Origin of the sequence: Pseudarthrobacter sp. SORGH_AS 212 (genome assembly GCF_030818145.1) — a bacterium.
Classification (GTDB): Bacteria; Actinomycetota; Actinomycetes; order Actinomycetales; family Micrococcaceae; genus Arthrobacter.
Genome location: NZ_JAUTAA010000001.1, coordinates 1,896,871 through 1,915,237, shown reverse-complemented (window position 1 = coordinate 1,915,237; position 18,367 = coordinate 1,896,871). Strand labels below are relative to the sequence as shown.

Below are 18,367 nucleotides of genomic sequence, written 5' to 3'. Positions count from 1 at the left end.
CGCAAGCAGCGAGCGGACTGTAGAGGCGTAGTCCGCTTGGGATGCGATCACGGAACCTCCGAGGACGATCGTGTCGCCGACTGCGCCTCGTTCGACGACGGAGTCTACAAGATCGCATAGGGAGCGCGCGGCTGCGTTGATTACCCATTTAGCTACGGGGGAACCTGCGGCAGTGGCTGCGAATACCGCTGGTGCCAGAAGGGCCCACTGTTCGGGTCGCTCGAGCATGAGTTGCATGCTCACTTCTCCGATCCGGCGAACTCCTGCTGCTGCCGTCAGGCTGGATTCCAGGACGTGGTCGCGGTGGCCGGAGTCTGAGGCGATAAGAGCCGCTCGCACTGCTTCCCGGACGAGACCCGTCGCGCCGCCATCGTCGCCTACCAACCAGCCCCAGCCACCGACCGAGATCCTTCGCCCCTCAGGAGTGGTACCTACAGCGATGGATCCCGTTCCTGAGATAACGCCGATGGCTTCCGGGTAGCCGGCTGCGTAGGAAAGCAGATGTGCATCGTTGACAACCCGTACCGGGAAGGACGCCGTCTCGGCGAGGGCCCTTTGGAGGGCATCACATTGTTCCTGGGTGTCGCACCCATGGGCGCCAACAGCGAGGGCAGCGATATCACTCCCGACGTGACGGTCCACCAGGTCCAGTAGAACGCGCGCTTTTGTGGGGAAGCTTTCGCCTCTCCATGACTGCGTGGGGACCGATATATCGGTTGAGAGAGTTCCGGAAGCGGCGTCGGCGGCCCTAACCGCGGTTTTTGAGCCGCCGACGTCGATTCCTACAACTGTTGCGGTCACAATGTTCCGTCGATAACCTGCCGCACGCTGTCCACCTTGGTGTCGTATCGCGTGAAGGCGCGGTCTTCGATGTTCCGGCCGAAGGCGTCGGCGGTGTGCTGGACGAGGCGCTGCATCAGGGCTACTTCCAGGACGGAGCGTTGCACGGCGGTGAGCTGGGGAATGCGGATGATTGTCGCGGAGGCTGTTACGTCCTCATCGGTGATCAGGAGGATCGGGACCTTCTTTTCCGAGAGCTGATCAGCGAGCAGTCCTTCTCTTTCGCGGCCGAACAACACGTGAGCGGTGGAGGGTCCCGCGCAGTCCATAGGACCGTGCAGGTAGGACCTGGTGTCCATGGCCATCGAGGGAACGAACGGTCCCTCACGGAACAGCAGGGCTCCTTGTTCTGCGGATGTCAGGTTCGGAGCCGCGGCCACGACATCGACGGTTCCACGTTCGGCAATTTCGGCGGCAAAGAGCCTGAGAGTTTCGTCATTTTCAGCCATGACCTTCTCGGTCAGCGGCCCGATGTTGTCCCATCCGGCGTCCGTTGTTCCGGCTGTGATCCACTCGGCCAGCAGGCCGAGGGCCGCGACGGTTGCCGTAAATCCAATGGAGGACATACGGCTATCCAGCAGGTCACCCACACTCAGGACAACCGCTGCCTCAGTAGCAAGGGGTGAATCCGAGTTGTTGACGACAGCCACGCGGCGTTCCCGCGGCACGGTAAGCAGGGCCTGAATCGTTTCCCGGCTGCGGCCACCCTGCGAAATTCCTACGTATACGTCAGCGAGGGCAGCGCCCTCGCCGGGGACGTCAGCGCACGATGAGCGGAAGGCGGCAATACCTGCTTGGCGCAGGAAGTAAACGGGGGTAGCTGCGGCTGCGTAGCTTGCCCCGATCCCGGCGAACAGGAGGCTTTTTCCCTTGGCGGGTTCGGCTGCGCCTGTGGCCAGCCACTCGCGGACTTTTTGCACTGACTCCGTGAGCCCGGCAGACTGCGCCGCGATGCCCTCGTCAAACTGGAGCCACGGTCGGGTGGTGGTTGTCATGCGATCTTCCTTCTTCAGTGCGAGCATTAGTTAACCAGATAACCTTACTAATGCCTCCCGGTCAACCCTAGGGGAGTAATTTGGAAGGTAAGTTAATAAAGGAACCTAGGAGGTCTGATGGCGGTTTCTCCCATCACGATTGAGCTCACCGAGACCGAACGCAGTGTGCTTTCGGTCGTCTATGCCAAAGGGGAGTGCACGCGCCCTGACATCAGTGCTTCTCTGGACGTCTCCAAACCCACGGTGAGCCTTGCGGTGAGTGCATTGGAGAATGCTGGCCTGATAGCGCCGGTCCGGGCTCGCCAAGGGTCGCTTGGTCGTTCGGCAACCGTGTATGCGATCGCCGCAACCGCGGGATGGCTTCTCGGCCTTGACATCGGCTCTACCCGTGTCAAAGTCCTTTCGCGAGCCTTGGATGGCCGTGAGCTGAAGAGCGTTAGTGAGAGTCTCAGCGGTCCTGGTAGCCGTAATGAGCAAATCCTGGAGCTGGTTAGTAGCCTGGTCGGCCGGATGATTGACGAGTTGGCTCCCGTGGCCGGCCCCTTGCGGGCGGTGGGCGTCGCTGTGCCAAGGGTCATTTCTCAATATCTCAACGACGAATCGTCCAGCCGGACGATCGGAAGGCCTGCGCTGGCCGAGATCCTTGCCGCCCTCGATCTGGATGACGGCGTCCCGGTGCTGCTTGAGAACAACGTGAACTGCGCAGCCCTTGCCGAAATGGAGCTGGGGGGCGCGCAGGATGTCAATGACTTCGTCTTTCTTCAAGTAGGCGTTGGAATAGGTTCGGGAATTGTCGCGGACCGGCGGGTTGTTCGCGGGGCGCGCGGGGGAGCGGGAGAAGTTTCATCCCTTCCGACCGGCTGGCCTGCGAAAGCCGAAAGCTCTGATCGTTTCGCACTTGAGGACTACCTCGGTGCAAACCAGTTCCTTGAACGCTGGACCTCGACGTGGGACATCCGGCAAGGTCCCGTACCCACTACAGTCGCCGAGCTCTTTGACTTCGCCGGCGCGGGTGTTCCCAAGGCAGTAGAAGCCCTTGACCAGCATTCGCGTGATATCGGGCAATTGGCGCTCTCCCTTGCGGCCGTGCTCGATCCAGCGCTGATCCTCCTTGGCGGCGGGGTCGGGCAGAATCCGCACCTCCTGGAAGGTGTCCGGGCAGTGGTCCAAACCGTCAAGCCTGAGGTGCAGGTGACCGGCGGCTCATTGGGAGAGGACGCGACGGTCGAAGGCGCAGTCGCGCTCACCCTGGACCATGCCCTCTCCGGACTCTTGGGATCGAGGTACAAGCGGCGCCTGGACGACCGGACGACCGTCATTTTTGCCAACCGGACCCCTGCGGCCCCCGTTCCTGACGCGGACCGATCACGCAATGTGCGGGGACTCACGTCAGTTTAGAGCTTACCGACGCCACCCAACCAGCAATTAGCCGGCGCTGGAGAGCATCAGTGAGCCTTGCATGCTTTTGCGGGCGCTGTTTTTTTGACCCGTCCATCGTTACGCCCAGCCCTTGGGGGTGAACGGCTTTCAGGTGGATGGGACCACGTGCAAATAGGAAGCCCTTCAGATCGATGCGTCGTCAGCTGCAGGGTATTCCGCCCCCATTCTCAGTGCGATGCATGGCTCATACCTCTCGGTCCTTGTATCGAGGGTTGACCGAATCGCATTAGTAAGGTTATCTGGTTAACTAACACCGACAGGCAGTGACGGCCCTCACTCTGAGCGCTTTCGGCATAGATGTCTTCCGGTCAATCCAATAGCCATGAACTGGAACAGCAGTTCAGTTAGCAAGGAGCTTTGATGAAGAAAGCACTCGGCGCGGTGGCGGCGTTAGCTGTCGCAGCTGGACTTCTCACAGGATGCAGCTCTAGCGAGTCATCCGATCCAAATAAGAAACAAGATCTCACTCTTTGGGTGTACTCGGACTTCACGCAGGGTGAAGCTGGTGCTGTCATGAACAAAGTCGTTGATGACTTCAAGCAGGAACACGCCAACGTCGGTTCGGTTACCTTGGTACCGAAGAACGACGCGGACCTCCTTTCGGGGCTGATGTCCGGGGTGGGACTTCCCGATGCGTTCAGTGCCAGCGCCCGCGATGGTAAGAAGTACCGCGACGCCGTTGGACTTCTCGATCTCAAGCCGGTCTTCGATGAGGACTACGCAAAGGGTTTCTACCCGAAGGCATTGGAGACCGTATCCCCGGACGACGGCGTGTGGGCGGTCCCGTTCATCAGCTACACACCCGTCATCTACCGAAACCTCACCGTGCTCAAGAACGCCGGCATCGACCCCGCTGAGGGAACCCCCACCCAGCAGGCATTCCTCGATCAGCTTGCAAAGGTGCAGGCATCAGGAGCCACACCTACGCACTCCTGGACCAAGGACGACTACTTCGGGCCGGGGGCAATCATGGCCGCCGACGCCGACAAGATCACCGAGGGCGTCAAGGACGGGAAAACGACCATCAAGCCCGAAGAGCTGGAGCGCACCTTCCAGACCGTCAAGGAAATCGACAAGTTCGGCAACCAGTCGATGATCTACAAGGCCGACAGCACCATGGAAGCGTTCAAGTCCAACAAGCTCGGGTACATGATCGGTGGCCCATGGTCTGAACCGGCCATCAAGCAGAGCGGTGTCGAGTACGACTTCGTTCTCACACCGCCCTACGAGAAGGGCGGCAGGACCGGCGGGCTCCAGGGCTGGGACTTCTTCTACGGCGTCGAGAGCAAGGACGAAGCACGCAACCAACTGGTTTCCGAGCTGATGAAGAAACTCGGATCTTACGACGTGCAGAAGGAATGGACTCTCCAAACCGGTCGCCCCACGCTCCGGCAGGACGTCATGGACGATCCGGCCGTCATCGGCTCCTCCGCGATGGCCAAAGTGTCCTCCGAGGGCCTCAAAGGCGGCATGCCGCAGATGGACTTCATGAAGTCAGGCGTGTTCTGGCCCACCGCGATGACCGACCCGGTGGCACAGCTGGGCGCCGGTGCACTCACGCCCAAGCAGACAGCCGAGGAATTCATCAAGGGAATTAACAGCCTCTACGCCGAGGCCGGCGAGTAACCACACCAGGACCTGTGCTCAGAGAGTTGTCTCTGGGCACAGGTACCACGACCGCAAGAAAAGAAAGGTACTCCCGTGAGTACGGACCTAAAACCGATCACAGATCGGGCATCGCGAAGGAGTCGCAACGCGCCGGCACCTATTCGTCGCCTCCCTTTGAAAACCCGCCTTGCCCGGAGCCTCCCGATCTACATCGGCCTCGCCCCGTTCTTCATCCTGCTCATCGTCTTCGTCGGGGCGCCCATGGTCTACGGCCTGGCCATGAGCTTCACCGACTGGTCCGTCTCGAGCCGCAGCACCCTTCATTTCGTGGGACTTGAAAACTACCTCTACATTTTGAGCGGTGAGGGACTCGGATCTACCCGATTCCTCAAATCCCTCCTCAACCTGGCCATCTACGTGCCCGTCACCGTCGCCATTGGCCTTGGCGTCTCCCTAGGCCTGGCACTCATCGTGCACAACCTGCCCCGGCGGTTCCAGTCATTTCTGCGCAGCGGCTTCTTCGTCCCCACCGCGATTCCCCTGTTCCTGTGCGTGGGCATTTGGCTGTGGCTAATGGACTCGGACAACGGACTTGTCGCCTCCAGCCTCGCCAAGCTCGGAATTGGCGTGGACGTCAACTGGGTCAACACAGCCGGCTGGGCCATCGCCCTGATCATTTTTATCGACATCTGGCACTCAGTCGGATTCAACTTCGTCATCTTCAGCACCGGCATGCAGGAAATCTCTGAGGACCTTTACGAGGCTGCTGACTTGGACGGCGCGAACGTGTTCCAGAAAATGATGCGCATCACCATCCCGATGATGGAGCCCATCATTTTCTTCGTCATCACCTACTCACTCATCAGCGCCCTGCAGGTGTACGACATCCCCCAGATTCTCACCAGCGGTTCCGATCCCAATTCCGTCGGTGGTCCCAACCAGGTCATGCTGTTCCCCGTCATGGAGATGGTCCGCAACGTCCGGATAGGCGGCGAAGCCGCCCTTGGCCGGGCAGCCGCCGAAGGCGTGATCCTGATGGTGATCATCATCGCCGTGACCTTCATAATGTTCAAACTGCGCCGGAAGAAGGTGTGATGATGCGATCACGCGTCGTTGGAAAGAAAAGGTCGCGTACAGGCACCATCCTGATGGCCGTACTTGCACTCATCTGGCTGCTGGCCAGTCTCTACCCCCTGTGGATGATCATCAGCGCAACCTTCTCCGCAGACTCAACGAACATGAGCACCGCGCTCGTACCCGATGACCTCGCTAACGGTTGGTCGAAGGTCGTCGAAGCCTTCACCGCACTCGATCTCGGCACCACACTCCGGGATACCCTGATCTTCACCCTGATCGCAATCGCCGGAATGGCCCTCACCAGCTCCCTGGCAGCGTACGAGTTCACCTTCTTTGAGTTCCCAGGAAAAAAGTTCCTGTTCGCCGTCCTCATGGGCTCAATGATGCTTCCGCTCGTCCTGTACGTCGTGCCCCTGTACCGGCAGGTATTCAACATGGGGCTGGCCGACTCCTACCTCGGTGTAGCGCTGCCCCTCATGGTGTCCCCGCTGTCGGTCTTCATCCTCATGCAGTTCATGGAAGACCTGCCGCGATCCTTCATCGAAGCGGCACAGGTCGACGGAGCCGGCCACTTCCGCATCTTCTTCCTCATCGTCGTCCCCATGCTGCGAAACGGCCTGATCACCGCCACGGTACTGCTTGCCCTCAGCGTCTGGGGTGCATTCCTGTGGCCCTCGTTGGTCACGGGCCAAGAAGTGCAAGCGCTCAGCGTCGCGATTGCCAATATGTTCAACCCGAACTTCTACGTGGACCCCCGCGTACGTTTCGCCGCCATGCTCATCGCGATGATCCCGCCGCTGCTCGTCTACATCCTCTTCCAACGTCACGTCATCAAGGGCGTAGCCATGTCCGGCGTAAAGGGCTAGGTTACGGTCTTCCTCCTCTGAGGCCCGCGGCCCGGAGAAGCATGGCCTCAGGACCGTGAGTTAATCCAAAAAGTACAACGGCGCCATCCTCGCGAAGGCTGGCGCCGTTGGCGTGACGGGGACGCCGCCAATGTCAGTGAGCTTGGCGTAACCGCCGAAAAATTCCGGCGCTTCGACGACTAAAACCAGCCCGGAAAAGCCGCTCTTAGAAGTACTCCCCCAAGCATTTTAAAGAGCCGATAGTTGATCTTATGTAAATCTGGCGTTGAGTGAGGTTCACCAAAGGCTTCCGGTAAACGTACTCGGCTGCCACCAACGCCGCAGCCAGTCTGTCCGTTTCTGATTAACCGATCTGGCTCACCCTAAAAACGCATATCGCTATGTTAGCAATGAAGAAGAGGGACAACCCGGCTTGCCATATGACGTAACTCGGCCAGGAAAAAATCTTTGGATACCGTGGGCTGGACAGCCCGTAGTCGGTGGGCTTGAATGTGCTGCCGAGCTTTGGTGCTCGCGCATATTTCCATGCCCAGGAATGTGTACTCAGCGGTTCGATCTTCATAGCTTCCTCTAGCTGCTTGAGTTTGTGCTTCTCGATAAGCTCAAGAAAACGATGCCTGCCGAGCAGATGCATTGACATCAGTATCAGAATCGCTCCCATTGCCGCCGCTGTGGCTCCCGCTATGTTCGTGATGCCGTCATCCAATGAAATGGACATGAGAAACGACTGCGCGGTCAGTGCCAGGACAGGCGTCTGCCACAGGAGCTCATCGTGCGCGAGGAAACGGGCGGTCAGCATCTCATAGGTCAACTGGTCGTAGTGGTGATTGATTTGCCACGCCGGGCCTGGTTGACCCCCTTCTGGGCCCTTGCCGGGAAAAGGGGCTTTTCCCCAAACTTCGTCGTCGTCAGGCATGGCGCACCAGGGGCACGCACAAGTTTTCGACGGAATCCATAAGCAACCCGACGGCAGTAGCACCATTTGCCCCCGGAATTGCCGGCTGGAAGGATCCGGGGACACGTGATCGTTTAGCAATGGCAGTTCGCGGACAATACATGTAGGCCTCCGAAGTGAGCCGCGGGTTTGCCCATTTTGTACCTATGAGTGAGCGGCTGGATAGGGGACCGAGCCCCCAACCTTGCCGCGCTCCCCTACCCGGATAACGCTTCCCTATTGGGTAGGCCGTTCCCGGCTTATGGCCAACATCGCCGGTACTCCAGGACACGTATGTCCTGATCGCTTTCGACCGTGGTCAGGTCGATCGAAGCCAGTCGTTCTGCCAGGATGGCCGGCTGGATCCGGCGCGCGCAGCATGGCCCTGGATGGGCTAGCAATCATCAGATGGCGGTCCCGGCCGGGTTGCCGGGGCAGCGTCACTATCGGCCTGCTACGCGCCAACCTGCGCCACCTCGCTAGAGCCGAGCACCCCTGACGATCGACTTCTCGTCTGCACCGCAGCCCGTTGAGGACCTCGAATTTGAGATCCTGAAGCCGTAGCCCACACGCCAGCGTTGGCCAGCAGTGGCAGCGCCCCTATCTGGTTGCCTCTAGACGTTACTTTCCAGATCGAGTACCGTAGCTGCATATCTTGTTAGCGCTAACAAAACGAAGGGCCTTCAGTGAGCACTCCCGATGCCGAAACCACGGCCGAAGTCATCCGTTCCGGCCGTGGCCGCCTGGGGATCGAGCTCGGATCCACCCGCATCAAGGCCTGCCTGATCGGCGATGATCCCCGGACGGTGCTTGCCGTGGGTAGTTTCACCTGGGAGAACGCCTTGGAGAACGGTTTGTGGACCTACTCCCTCGAGGAGGTGTGGTCCGGTCTGCAGGCGGCCTACGCGGATCTGCTGGACGACGCGGAAGGCAGGCACGGCGTGCGGCCCGGGGCCCTGGCATCGATCGGCATCTCTGCGATGATGCACGGGTATCTCGCCTTCGGCGCCGACGATGAACTGCTCGTCCCGTTCCGGACCTGGCGGAACACGAATACCGGACCAGCGGCGCAGGAGCTCACATCCCTTTTCGAGACAAACATCCCCCTGCGATGGTCCATAGCCCACCTGCACCAGGCTGTTATTGACCAGGAACCGCACGTCTCCCAGATCGACTTCCTGACCACCCTCGCCGGGTATGTGCATTGGCGTCTTACCGGCCGGAAGGTCCTCGGAATCGGTGATGCGTCGGGCATGTTCCCCATCGATTCGGCCACCAACACGTATGATGCGGAACTGCTGAAACGCTACGACACGCTCGTGGCGCGGACCGCGCCCGGACTGGAGGTGGCGCGGCTGCTACCTGAAGCCCTGGTTGCGGGTACCAATGCCGGGCTGCTGACTGAAGCGGGTGCCGCACTGCTCGACCCAACAGGGGCGCTCCAGGCGGGGGCCGTGTTCTGTCCGCCGGAGGGCGACGCCGGAACGGGCATGGTTGCCACCTGCTCGGTAGCGCCGCGTACGGGCAATGTCAGCGCCGGGACCAGCATCTTCGCGATGGTCGTGCTCGAGCGCCCACTCGCCGGGCTGCACCACGAACTCGACCTCGTCACTACACCTGCGGGTGCGCCGGTGGCAATGGTCCACTGCAACAACGGCGCCAGTGAGCTCGCGGCGTGGGTCCAGCTTTTCACCCGCTTTGCTGCGGCGGCAGGGGTTCCCGTAGCCACGGACGCCGCCTTCAGTACGCTCCTGCATGAGGCCCTGGAAGGGGAAGCGGATGCCGGCGGGCTTCTTGCTTACAACCACCTTGCGGGCGAACCCATCGCAGGCCTCAGCTGGGGGCGGCCCCTCGTTGTCCGCACCCCTGACAGCGACTTCACACTAGCGAATTTCATGCGTGCGCAGGTCTACGGTGTCTTCGCCACACTTGCTCTCGGGATGCGGGTTCTCGCCAGCGAAAATGTCACCATCGACCGAATGTTCGCTCATGGAGGCGTGTTCCGCACGGCCGGCATCGCCCAACGCTTCCTGGCCGGCGCGCTGAACGCGCCCGTTTCGGTGGCGGAATCCGCTTCCGAAGGCGGGGCGTGGGGGATAGCCGTACTCTCAGCCTTCGTCAGCGACCCATCGGAGGACCTCGACCACTTCCTCCGCACATCCGTCTTCGGCGACGCAGAATTCGAGACCACGGACCCCCGTCCCGACGACGCAGCTGGGTTCAGCGCCTACCTCGACCGTTACAGCGCAGGCCTGGCAGTGCAGCGGGCAGCCATCGACAGCCTCGGGCTCAACGGAGCCACCCCATGACCGACCATCCACAAACTGGCCGGACTGGGACCGAGTACAGGATCCGGGCAGGGGAGTACACCGCCGCAGTTACTGCACAGGCGGGCGCCCTGCGGGAGCTCCGCCACGGAGGACGGGACTTGATTGTCCCGTTCCCGGAAGGCGGCCCCATCCCGGATTACCGCGGCGTTATAGCGGCCCCGTGGCCCAACCGGATCGTCGACGGCCGGTACTCGTTTGATGGTACGGACTACGAGGTGCCGGTCAACGAAGCCGACCGCGGCTGTGCCCTGCACGGACTGGTGTTCCCACTCGAGTGGGCGCTGGAGCGGCACGATGAAGCATCGGTAAAACTCTCCTGCTCGCTGGGGCGGACGGCGGGATACCCGCACGAGCTGCGTATCGCCGTCGAATACCGGCTCGGCGAAGACGGGCTCCACATCACGGTCTCAGCGGAGAACCTTGGCAGTATGACGGCGCCGTATGGGGTCTGCCCGCACCCCTACCTGCTGGCGGGCCCGTCACCGCTCAATGAGTGGACGCTGGAGGTCCCCGCGGGATCGTTCCTGGAGGTTACGCCGGACCGGCTCCTGCCGAAAGAAGTGCGCAGCGTGGAGGGCCATGAGTATGATTTCCGCACCTCCCGTGCCATTGGCACGACGGAGATCGACCACGCGTTCACGGACATAAAATTCGACGACGGCGGCCAGGCCCGCGTCCTGGTCCACGACCCAACCGGCACCGGCGTGGGAATGTCCTGGGACCGCACGTGCCGGTGGCTTCAGATTCACACTGCGGACAAAAAGCCACCGTTCCCGAACCGCCTCGGCCTCGCAGTGGAACCCATGACATGCCCGCCCGATGCCTTCAACAGCGGTGTTGACCTCATCCGGCTGGAGCCGGGGGCCGCCTGCACAGCATCGTGGGGCATTTTCGCGGTCTGATCCCGGCTCAGCCGTGGGCGGTGGTGTGTGCCCCACGTTGTGCTTCCGCTGTCCAGGGTGGCTCCGTTTCCATGTCCACTCCGGTCCCGTCCATGGATTCCGGTTCGACCGTGACGGCGGACGCCGTCGTGTGAGCCGGGCGGGCGAGTCCTTCGCGGACGCTTTCGACGATGTTGTCGGCGAGGAGTGGGCCGGTGTAGCTGACGCTGAGCTTGCCGTCGTCTGCCGTTACTCCGTAGCTTCCGAGCGCGTCTGAGAGGATTCCTTCCGTCTCGACTGCTGCGGCGAGTGCGGCGGGGTCGTCGGCCGGGATGGTGAAGCACAGATCGTGGACCAGGGTCTGGAGGACGTGGAAGCCCTCCGCCCCCAGTTTCACCGTGTCCTCCCCGGCTGCCTGGCCGGCCACGGCCCGGCCGTCCTCAAGGGTTGCCGCGGCCGGTAGCGCCACAATCAGTTCGGGCATTACTTCGTCGAGGACCGCGGGCTCCAGTACGTCGGGGGAAATGTCGGTCAGGGCGAGGCCCCGCGGCGCGGCTGCTGCTTCCAGCTTTGCGCGGAGCCCTGCAAGGTCGGCGTCTATTTCGGAGTTGACGGCGATGACCACCCGGCGCCGGACCATGAGCCCGTCATAACTGACCACTGGCCTGCTGTTGCCGACGTCCAGGCCTTCTTCCGCTGACGCGCCCACGGTACCGGCGGTGTTGGCATCCGGTGGCGCCGCCACTGCATCCTGGGCCGGGGGACTGCCCGGGCCGACGTCCGCGCCGGTACATCCGGCCAACGCCAAGGAGAGCAGGACCGCCGGCGCGAGCAGGACTCTCGCTCTCATCTCAGGTGCCGGCCGGGTAGGCGGGCTTGTAGGTTGAAGAGAAACTTCCTTCGGGGACGTTCTCGACGACGGGCTTGTCGGCATTGATGGGATCGTTGTTCTTGAGATCCCCAACGGCGAACTGGACCATCATGTCGTGGTCTTCGTGAACGAGGTTGTGGCAATGGACCATGTAGCGTCCGCCCTCGTGCTTGCCGGTATCGAACTGCATCAGTACCGTGACGGATTCGTTCTCTCCGGCGTAGAAGACGTCCTTGGGGCCGTTTTCCCAGGCAAAGGGTTTGCCGCCGTTGGTGTTGCGGCCGATGATTTTTCCGTCGATCAGGTGGATGTGCACCGGGTGGAACCAGCCGCCGGATTCATTGACGATGGTCCATTGCTCCACCTGGTTGCGCTGCGGGTTGGCGAAGACCCGCGTGAAGTTGGATTTCTCCACGTCATCCCATGTCTCCCCGTTGATGGTCCATTCGCCGCTTTTGCGCTGGACCCGCAGAGTCCTTTTAGCGACCGCCATGTCCGGGGTGAGGGACATGGTGTCCAGGCCACCGCTGGCCTTGGTGGGGTGTTCGCCGGGATCGAGGGTTTTTGGAATGGCAGTGATCGATCCGGACCCAGGCAGCAGGGAGGGGGAATCGGCCACTACCTCAAACTTCATCACCTTGCCGGTGTTGGCAAAGTCGATGTTGTTCTTGTTGCTGAGGTTCCGCAGCTCCACGCTCTGGCCGGGCTTGTACTTACGGAAGTCGACCAGGACCTCGTAGCGTTCGGCGGTGCCTTGACGCCAGGAAGACACTGCCTGGACGCTGGGCGTCATCCCGGCATCGGTGCCCACAACGTAGAACGGGTCCCCCGTGGACAGTGCGAAGCGGTAGGACCTGGTAATGGAGCCCACCAGGAACCGGAACCGGTAGATCCGCGGCTTGACCTTCATGGTTGGCCACGGCACGCCGTTGACCATGATGATGTCTCCCCACAACCCGGAATGGCCGTTGTCGTTGTAGCCCAGGGAACCATCAGCGTTGAGCATCACGTCTGAGACGAGGATCGGCACGTCGAACTCGCCCTGCGGCAACTGCTCGCGCTCATGCTGGTTGCTGATGGTGTAGGTGGCAGCGAGGCCCGAGTACACACCCTGGGCTGTCAGCATGTGGTTGTGATCGTGGTACCAAAGCGTCCGGGCCGCCTGCCAGTTCGGGTACTGATAGTTCTTCACGTTTCCGGGGGCGGTACGGTCGTTTGCGTAGCCGTCGTACTGGGGGAGCGAGGCCGAGCCGTGCAGGTGCGTCACTGTATTTGGGGTGTCCGGATACAAGATACCCTTGGCCGGCATCCTGTTGCTGATCCGCAACTCGCTGCGGGTGCCCTGTTCCACCCGAATAGTGGGTCCGGGGAAGATCCCGTTGTAACCGGCGAGCGTGGTCGACAACCCGGGAGCGATCTGCGCCTGCCCCAGACGCTGGGACAGCGAGTACTTCGCGAACGGCTGCCCGTCCGGGTCATAGCCGGTTGAGTACGGCACGAGCTCCGGCGGCCGCTTGAATACCGCGCGGAACGGGACGGGCATGCTGTTCGACGCCAGGCGGCTCGGCGTGGAACTCGAAGACGAGGCCACGTCATCCGACCCGCCCCTCGCCTGGGCCCCTGCTAGCCCCGTCGCCTGCAGGCCCGTCGCGGCCACAACGCCGCCCAGAACGCCGAACTTCAGAACATTCCTGCGTGTTGATTCCATGGGTTCCTCCACCTCATCGTGGTAAGACCGAAAGCTGCTTTTTGTTGCCCCGGGACAACAATGTGGTCTCCACGCTGGGAAAAACTTGGAGGCATCCCAAGCTTCCAAAAGGAACATCATGGGACGCCGTTTCCGCTGCCGGAAAAGCGTTTCGCATGGCCCATGGCTGGAAATGCATGCCGGTCAGGCTGCGAACGCCCACGGACGGTAAGACAGCCACGTCGGTGGCACGCCGCTGCAGCACCAGGAGCCGGTGTTCCACTCCTGGTGCTGCAGCTGACCGGCTGAGGGTCAGGCCCGCTTCCGGCGCAGGCCGAGCATCACCAGCCCGCCGAAGGCCAAAAACAGCAATCCGGTCACCAGCAGGCCGGTGTTCGCGCCTGTGTGTGCCAGCGCCATCGGAGCGGAGGAGCTGCCGATGGCGGCCTGTGCGGCTGCTGGGGTTCGGGTCTCAGCACTGACGGCCGCGGGCTGTACTGCAGTGGCCGGCGGGTTCACCGCCGGAGTGGTCACTGCCGGGGGAGTAACCACTGGCGGTGTAACAACGGGAGGAGTCACTACCGGCGGCGTGACTACCGGCGGTGTAACGACGGGTGGGGTGACAACCGGCGGGGTGACAACCGGGGGAGTCACGGCCGGCGGGGCAACCACCGAGGCAGTGGAGTCACCGATCACGCCAACGGAGGTGGCGCCCAGGGAGATGGGCAGGGTGATCGGCGTGACAATCTGGGTTCCGGAGAGGATGCCGTCAGCACCGGCAGTGGTGATCGGCGCTGCAGGCGCCGTGGTGGTGCCCGCGGGACCGGAGCCTTCAGCTGCCGCTGCCGAATCCCCAACCAGGCCCAAGGACGTGGCCCCCAGGCCGATGGGTGCGGTGACCGGGGCAATAACCTGCGTTCCGGAAAGAACACCTTCCGCACCGCTGGTGGTTGCCGGAGCCTGCCCGCCCGCTGGAGCGCTGCCCGTGGCTCCCGGGCCCTCTACTGCCGCTGCCGAGCCGCCCAGGACACCTGCGGAGGTGGCACCGAGGTTGATCGGAGCCGTGACCGGGGCGACGATCTGGGTCCCGGATGCGACGCTGTCATCGCCGCTTGTGCTCACCTCGGAGGTGGCGGACGACGCCGGAGCCTGGCTGGGTGCCGCGGCAGCCGGGTTTTGGATGCCCGCTGCCGAGTCACCGATGACGCCCGCGGAAGTGGCGCCGACAGTGATCGGGACGGTCACCGGCGCGACGATCTGGGTTCCGGACGCGATGCCGTTGCTGCCGTCCGTCGAAGCAGCCGGCGCCACCGCGGGTGCCGGTGCGGGCGCGCCCACCGTCTGGGTAGTTGCTGCTGAATCGCCCACCAGCCCGAGGGACGTGGCGCCGACGTTCACCGGGACGGTGATCGGCGCGATGACCTGGGTTCCGGAGGCAACGCCGTCGGCACCGCCCGTTGCAGCGCCGGGTGCCTGTGCAGGCGCCGCTGCGGGCGCGCCGGTACCGGCGCTTTGCGTGCTGGCGGTCGAATCGCCCAGGAGACCCACGGAGGTGGCACCAAGGTTGATGGGGATGTTGATGGGCGCCACCACCTGGGTGCCGGACAGCAGCCCGTCGGTGCCGGACGTAGTGTCGGAAGCGTTGGCGGCGACGCCGCCAAAGGCCAAGAGGCCACCTGCGAATGCGGTGCCCAGAAGGCATCTGCGGATGTTGCGGTGTGTCATGGGAGTTCTCTCCTGAAAGTTGGTTGGGGCATACTGCTTAGCCCTAAAACGTTGGCTCGTGTCCGTGTCAAACGACGCGGGGATGGCCGCAACTAATCAGGTGACGATCCGGGGTCAAAGGACACCGGCGCAGGGGCATGGAGCAGAATGCCCTGAATCCTGGCCGATCCGGGGGCAGGGAGGAAGAAGTGGTGTGCGTCAACCCAGGCTGGCTGGACCGGTCCGTTGCCGCTGGACGCGCTCGCCCCGCCGGTGGTGGTCGCCGGAGCTCCTGGCAGCGGTTCAGCCGGTGCTTCAAACGGCGCGGGGCCAGCCGGACTGTCCGGGCAGGCCGCCGACGGCGTGGACAGCTGCACGGGCAGGCCACGGACAAGGCTGTAACGGGGTGCGCCCAGGAAGCCGGACTCTTCAACGGGTGTACCCGCCGTTGCCGGTACCGGCCCGGCCGCGTCCTGGGCGGGCCCGGCATCCCGGGAGACGTGGTCGCCAGCCGGGAGCGCCGAGGGCTGCAATGACGAAGTAGCGGGTGCCGCAGCATCCGGCTGGGCAGCAGGCGGAACGGCTGGGAGCGTCGGAAGCTCCGGGGTTGTCACAGGCACCTGCACGGTCCCGGTGACAGGGGCCCAAACCGGGTCAAGTGGTTCAAGGACAGTGGCTGCCACGTTGGTGACGGTGCCAACAGCTGAATCCGCGGCACCGTCAACCGTGCGAACAACAGGATTCGTGACTGCCGAAACGGTGCCGGCGGGCACAACCTCTTTTACCACCGGGACGTTCTGGACCACTTCATCGGCAAGACCCGCCACCTCGTGGACCACAGGAGCCAGGGACGGTGCAGGTACAAGCGAAGCAACGGAGGAAGAAGGGGATTCGGCCAGCCCGCCGTTGACTGCTGCCTTCACAGGGGCCAGAACATCTTTGGCCTGGCCGGTGGCATGGCTGGTGACTGCATTAAGCGAGGAACCGACAGTGCTTACGAGGGACTTGCCTGCCGGGGAGCTATGGGAAGAGCCGGGATCGGCAGATGCCCCAAGAGCGGAGAAAACGATCCAGGAAGTGGCTGCGGCTGCGGCGAGGAGGACGGGGCGGAGAAGCGCCCAGATGTGGTGCTGTGACTGCACTTAGATCGCCTCCCCCCAGAGATCACTGCAAAGCAATGGTTCCAACCCTAACCACCACACCGAAAACCTGTCCAGCGATTGGAGAAACTAAACGATAGGCAACTTTGCAAAGCGGCGGTTGTCGAAGCGGCACGGTGGCCGGAGGAGCAAGCGCCCGGCAGGGCCGGAAATTGGCGAAACTCCGGCCAAATAGCGGTTGGCCGAAGTTCCGGAATCAAGACTGCAGGGGAAACCTTGAGATTGGCTGGGAGCGCGTAGCGCGCCCGCAATCTCTACACTTACGACGGCGGCCTGCCGGGGCTATGACGCGCAACGGCGGGGATGGCGAACAGTGAGGTTCGGTTGTGCAACCATCGATCCATGCCCCAACCCACAGAACACCCGGTGGCCGTCCGGGCGACGGCCTTCCTGCGGCCCTCAAGGTGGCTGCACCACCCCAGGCGCCTGGTCCGCTACGACGCCTTCTGGGCGGATGGGCACGTGGATTTCGGCGTGGACCTTTCCACGATGATGTACCGGGGCCATCCGGCAGACTTCGCCACAGTGGATGAGAGCGTGCACGCCCATTGCCCCGAGATTGGAACGGGCCAATGGGTGGACGAGGCAGGCCGTGTGGTTGAGGGGCCAGCAACCACCAACCCGGATCCGCAAGCGAATCTCAGGGGAACGCCCCGGAAGTACGGGGTGTCGAGGTATGAGCCGAACGTCAAGGCACGCCGTGCATGGCGCCTTGGCGGGGGAGCAGCCGGGCTCACCCTCGGCGTCCTTCTTCTGACGGGGTCGGCAGGCGACGGGTTCGCCGGGTTTACGGGGATGCTGTGCTCCCTCTTCGGCCTGTCAACGCTGGCCGGCCTGATCCCCGGCAAACGCCGGCGCCGGTGAACCCCAGGGAGGTACTGGCAGTACCCTGACCGGCAGTCACTGCCGGCCAGCAAAGAACCGGTGTTGCATGGAAGCCGTAAAGCCATCACCTGCAATGAAAGGAACCACCATGCACACCAGGACACTTGGGCAAGGCTTTGAGGTATCCGCAATCGGCTTCGGCGCGATGGGGATGTCCATGAGCTACGGCCCCAACCCCGGCGGCCGCGCGGACATGATCGACGTGATCCGGTACGCCGTGGACCAGGGCGTCACGTTCATCGACACCGCCGAGGTCTATGGCCCCTACGTCAACGAGGAACTCGTGGGCGAGGCGATCGCGCCGATCCGCGACAAGGTGCAGGTGGCCACGAAGTTCGGCTGGAACATCGTGGACGGTCGGATGCAGGGCACCGACTCCCGGCCCGAGCAGATCCGCCGGGTCGCCGAAGGATCGCTGCGCCGCCTGGGCGTCGAATCCATCGACCTGTTCTACCAGCACCGCGTTGACCCTGCCGTGCCCATCGAGGAGGTGGCCGGCACCGTGGGTGAGCTGGTTGCCGAGGGCAAGGTCAAGCATTTCGGGCTTTCCGAGGCAGGAGCCGGAACCATCCGCCGCGCGCACGCGGAGTTCCCCGTGACAGCGGTCCAGTCCGAGTACTCGCTGTGGACCCGCGACCCCGAAGCCGAGGTCCTCCTCACGCTGGCCGAGCTGGGAATCGGATTCGTGCCGTTCAGCCCGCTGGGCAAAGGCTTCCTCACCGGAACCGTGCCGGCCGGCAGCACCTTCGCCCCGGACGAAATCCGCTCCCGCATCCCCCGGTTCCAGGGTGACAACCTCGCCGCGAACCAGGCACTCGTGGACCACGTCCGCGCGCTCGCCGATGCGCGCGGCGCCACCGCCGGCCAGGTGGCCTTGGCGTGGCTGCTGGCGCAGCACCCCTTCATCGCCCCCATCCCCGGCACCCGCCGCCGCGAACGGATCGACGAAAACGCGGCCGCCACCGCCGTGGCGCTCTCCGCCGACGACGTCGCGGACCTCAATGGCCTGGCCCGCAGGCTCGGCGTCGCCGGGGACCGCTACGACGAGAACGGAATGAAGATGGTCAACCTCTGACCCGTCCGGACACC

15 protein-coding genes are annotated in these 18,367 nt (G+C 63.1%); 9 read left to right on the top strand and 6 right to left on the bottom strand.

Features of this window, described 5'->3' with window-relative positions; all coding sequences use genetic code 11:
- Positions 1-501: 501 nt before the first annotated feature.
- Positions 502-654 (top strand): hypothetical protein, encoded by a 153-nt coding sequence (locus QE394_RS08840; protein WP_349034310.1) that lies wholly within the window; start codon positions 502-504, stop codon positions 652-654.
- Between the two features lie 143 nt (positions 655-797).
- On the opposite strand, the gene QE394_RS08835 is transcribed toward QE394_RS08840, so the two are convergent.
- The gene (locus tag QE394_RS08835; RefSeq protein WP_349034309.1) at positions 798-1,835 is read right to left on the bottom strand and encodes an SIS domain-containing protein; all 1,038 of its coding nucleotides are present in this window, start codon (positions 1,833-1,835) and stop codon (positions 798-800) included.
- A 117-nt stretch (positions 1,836-1,952) separates the two neighbouring features.
- On the opposite strand from QE394_RS08835, the gene QE394_RS08830 reads away from it, so the two are divergent.
- The 4 genes from QE394_RS08830 (at position 1,953) to QE394_RS08815 (ending at position 6,826) form a co-directional block, all read left to right on the top strand.
- A complete protein-coding gene (locus QE394_RS08830) occupies positions 1,953-3,233 on the top strand; it encodes an ROK family protein (protein ID WP_349034308.1) in 1,281 nt (426 codons plus the stop codon).
- A gap of 555 nt (positions 3,234-3,788) precedes the next feature.
- Positions 3,789-4,901, top strand: a complete 1,113-nt coding sequence (locus QE394_RS08825) for an extracellular solute-binding protein (protein ID WP_349034307.1) — start codon at positions 3,789-3,791, stop codon at positions 4,899-4,901.
- Between the two features lie 156 nt (positions 4,902-5,057).
- Positions 5,058-5,978 (top strand): sugar ABC transporter permease, encoded by a 921-nt coding sequence (locus tag QE394_RS08820; RefSeq protein ID WP_349034306.1) that lies wholly within the window; start codon positions 5,058-5,060, stop codon positions 5,976-5,978.
- Between the two features lie 53 nt (positions 5,979-6,031).
- On the top strand, positions 6,032-6,826 hold the full coding sequence (locus tag QE394_RS08815) for a carbohydrate ABC transporter permease (protein WP_220126180.1): 795 nt from the start codon (positions 6,032-6,034) through the stop codon (positions 6,824-6,826).
- Between the two features lie 343 nt (positions 6,827-7,169).
- Here the strand turns inward: QE394_RS08815 and QE394_RS08810 are convergent, their stop codons facing one another.
- The gene (locus QE394_RS08810; protein WP_056077219.1) at positions 7,170-7,742 is read right to left on the bottom strand and encodes a hypothetical protein; all 573 of its coding nucleotides are present in this window, start codon (positions 7,740-7,742) and stop codon (positions 7,170-7,172) included.
- A gap of 704 nt (positions 7,743-8,446) precedes the next feature.
- Between QE394_RS08810 and QE394_RS08805 the strand changes: the two genes are divergently transcribed.
- Positions 8,447-10,069 (top strand): FGGY-family carbohydrate kinase, encoded by a 1,623-nt coding sequence (locus tag QE394_RS08805; protein ID WP_349034305.1) that lies wholly within the window; start codon positions 8,447-8,449, stop codon positions 10,067-10,069.
- Positions 10,066-10,992, top strand: coding sequence for an aldose 1-epimerase family protein (locus tag QE394_RS08800; protein WP_349034304.1), 927 nt, complete (start codon positions 10,066-10,068; stop codon positions 10,990-10,992). Before QE394_RS08805 ends, QE394_RS08800 begins: the two co-directional genes overlap by 4 nt.
- Before the next feature lie 7 nt (positions 10,993-10,999).
- On the opposite strand, the gene QE394_RS08795 is transcribed toward QE394_RS08800, so the two are convergent.
- From QE394_RS08795 to QE394_RS08780, 4 genes are all read right to left on the bottom strand, one after another.
- Entirely contained in the window at positions 11,000-11,821 is an 822-nt protein-coding gene (locus QE394_RS08795; RefSeq protein WP_156368335.1) for a hypothetical protein, read from the bottom strand.
- A gap of 1 nt (position 11,822) precedes the next feature.
- Positions 11,823-13,550, bottom strand: coding sequence for a multicopper oxidase domain-containing protein (locus QE394_RS08790; RefSeq protein ID WP_056077206.1), 1,728 nt, complete (start codon positions 13,548-13,550; stop codon positions 11,823-11,825).
- A 291-nt stretch (positions 13,551-13,841) separates the two neighbouring features.
- Positions 13,842-15,254, bottom strand: a complete 1,413-nt coding sequence (locus tag QE394_RS08785) for a DUF320 domain-containing protein (RefSeq protein WP_349034303.1) — start codon at positions 15,252-15,254, stop codon at positions 13,842-13,844.
- A 92-nt stretch (positions 15,255-15,346) separates the two neighbouring features.
- On the bottom strand, positions 15,347-16,375 hold the full coding sequence (locus QE394_RS08780; protein ID WP_349034302.1) for a hypothetical protein: 1,029 nt from the start codon (positions 16,373-16,375) through the stop codon (positions 15,347-15,349).
- A gap of 360 nt (positions 16,376-16,735) precedes the next feature.
- On the opposite strand from QE394_RS08780, the gene QE394_RS08775 reads away from it, so the two are divergent.
- Both QE394_RS08775 and QE394_RS08770 read left to right on the top strand, forming a co-directional pair.
- Complete coding sequence (locus QE394_RS08775) at positions 16,736-17,257, top strand: hypothetical protein (protein ID WP_349034301.1); 522 nt, start codon at positions 16,736-16,738, stop codon at positions 17,255-17,257.
- 109 nt (positions 17,258-17,366) lie between these two features.
- Entirely contained in the window at positions 17,367-18,353 is a 987-nt protein-coding gene (locus QE394_RS08770; RefSeq protein ID WP_349034300.1) for an aldo/keto reductase, read from the top strand.
- The last annotated feature ends 14 nt before the right edge of the window (positions 18,354-18,367 follow it).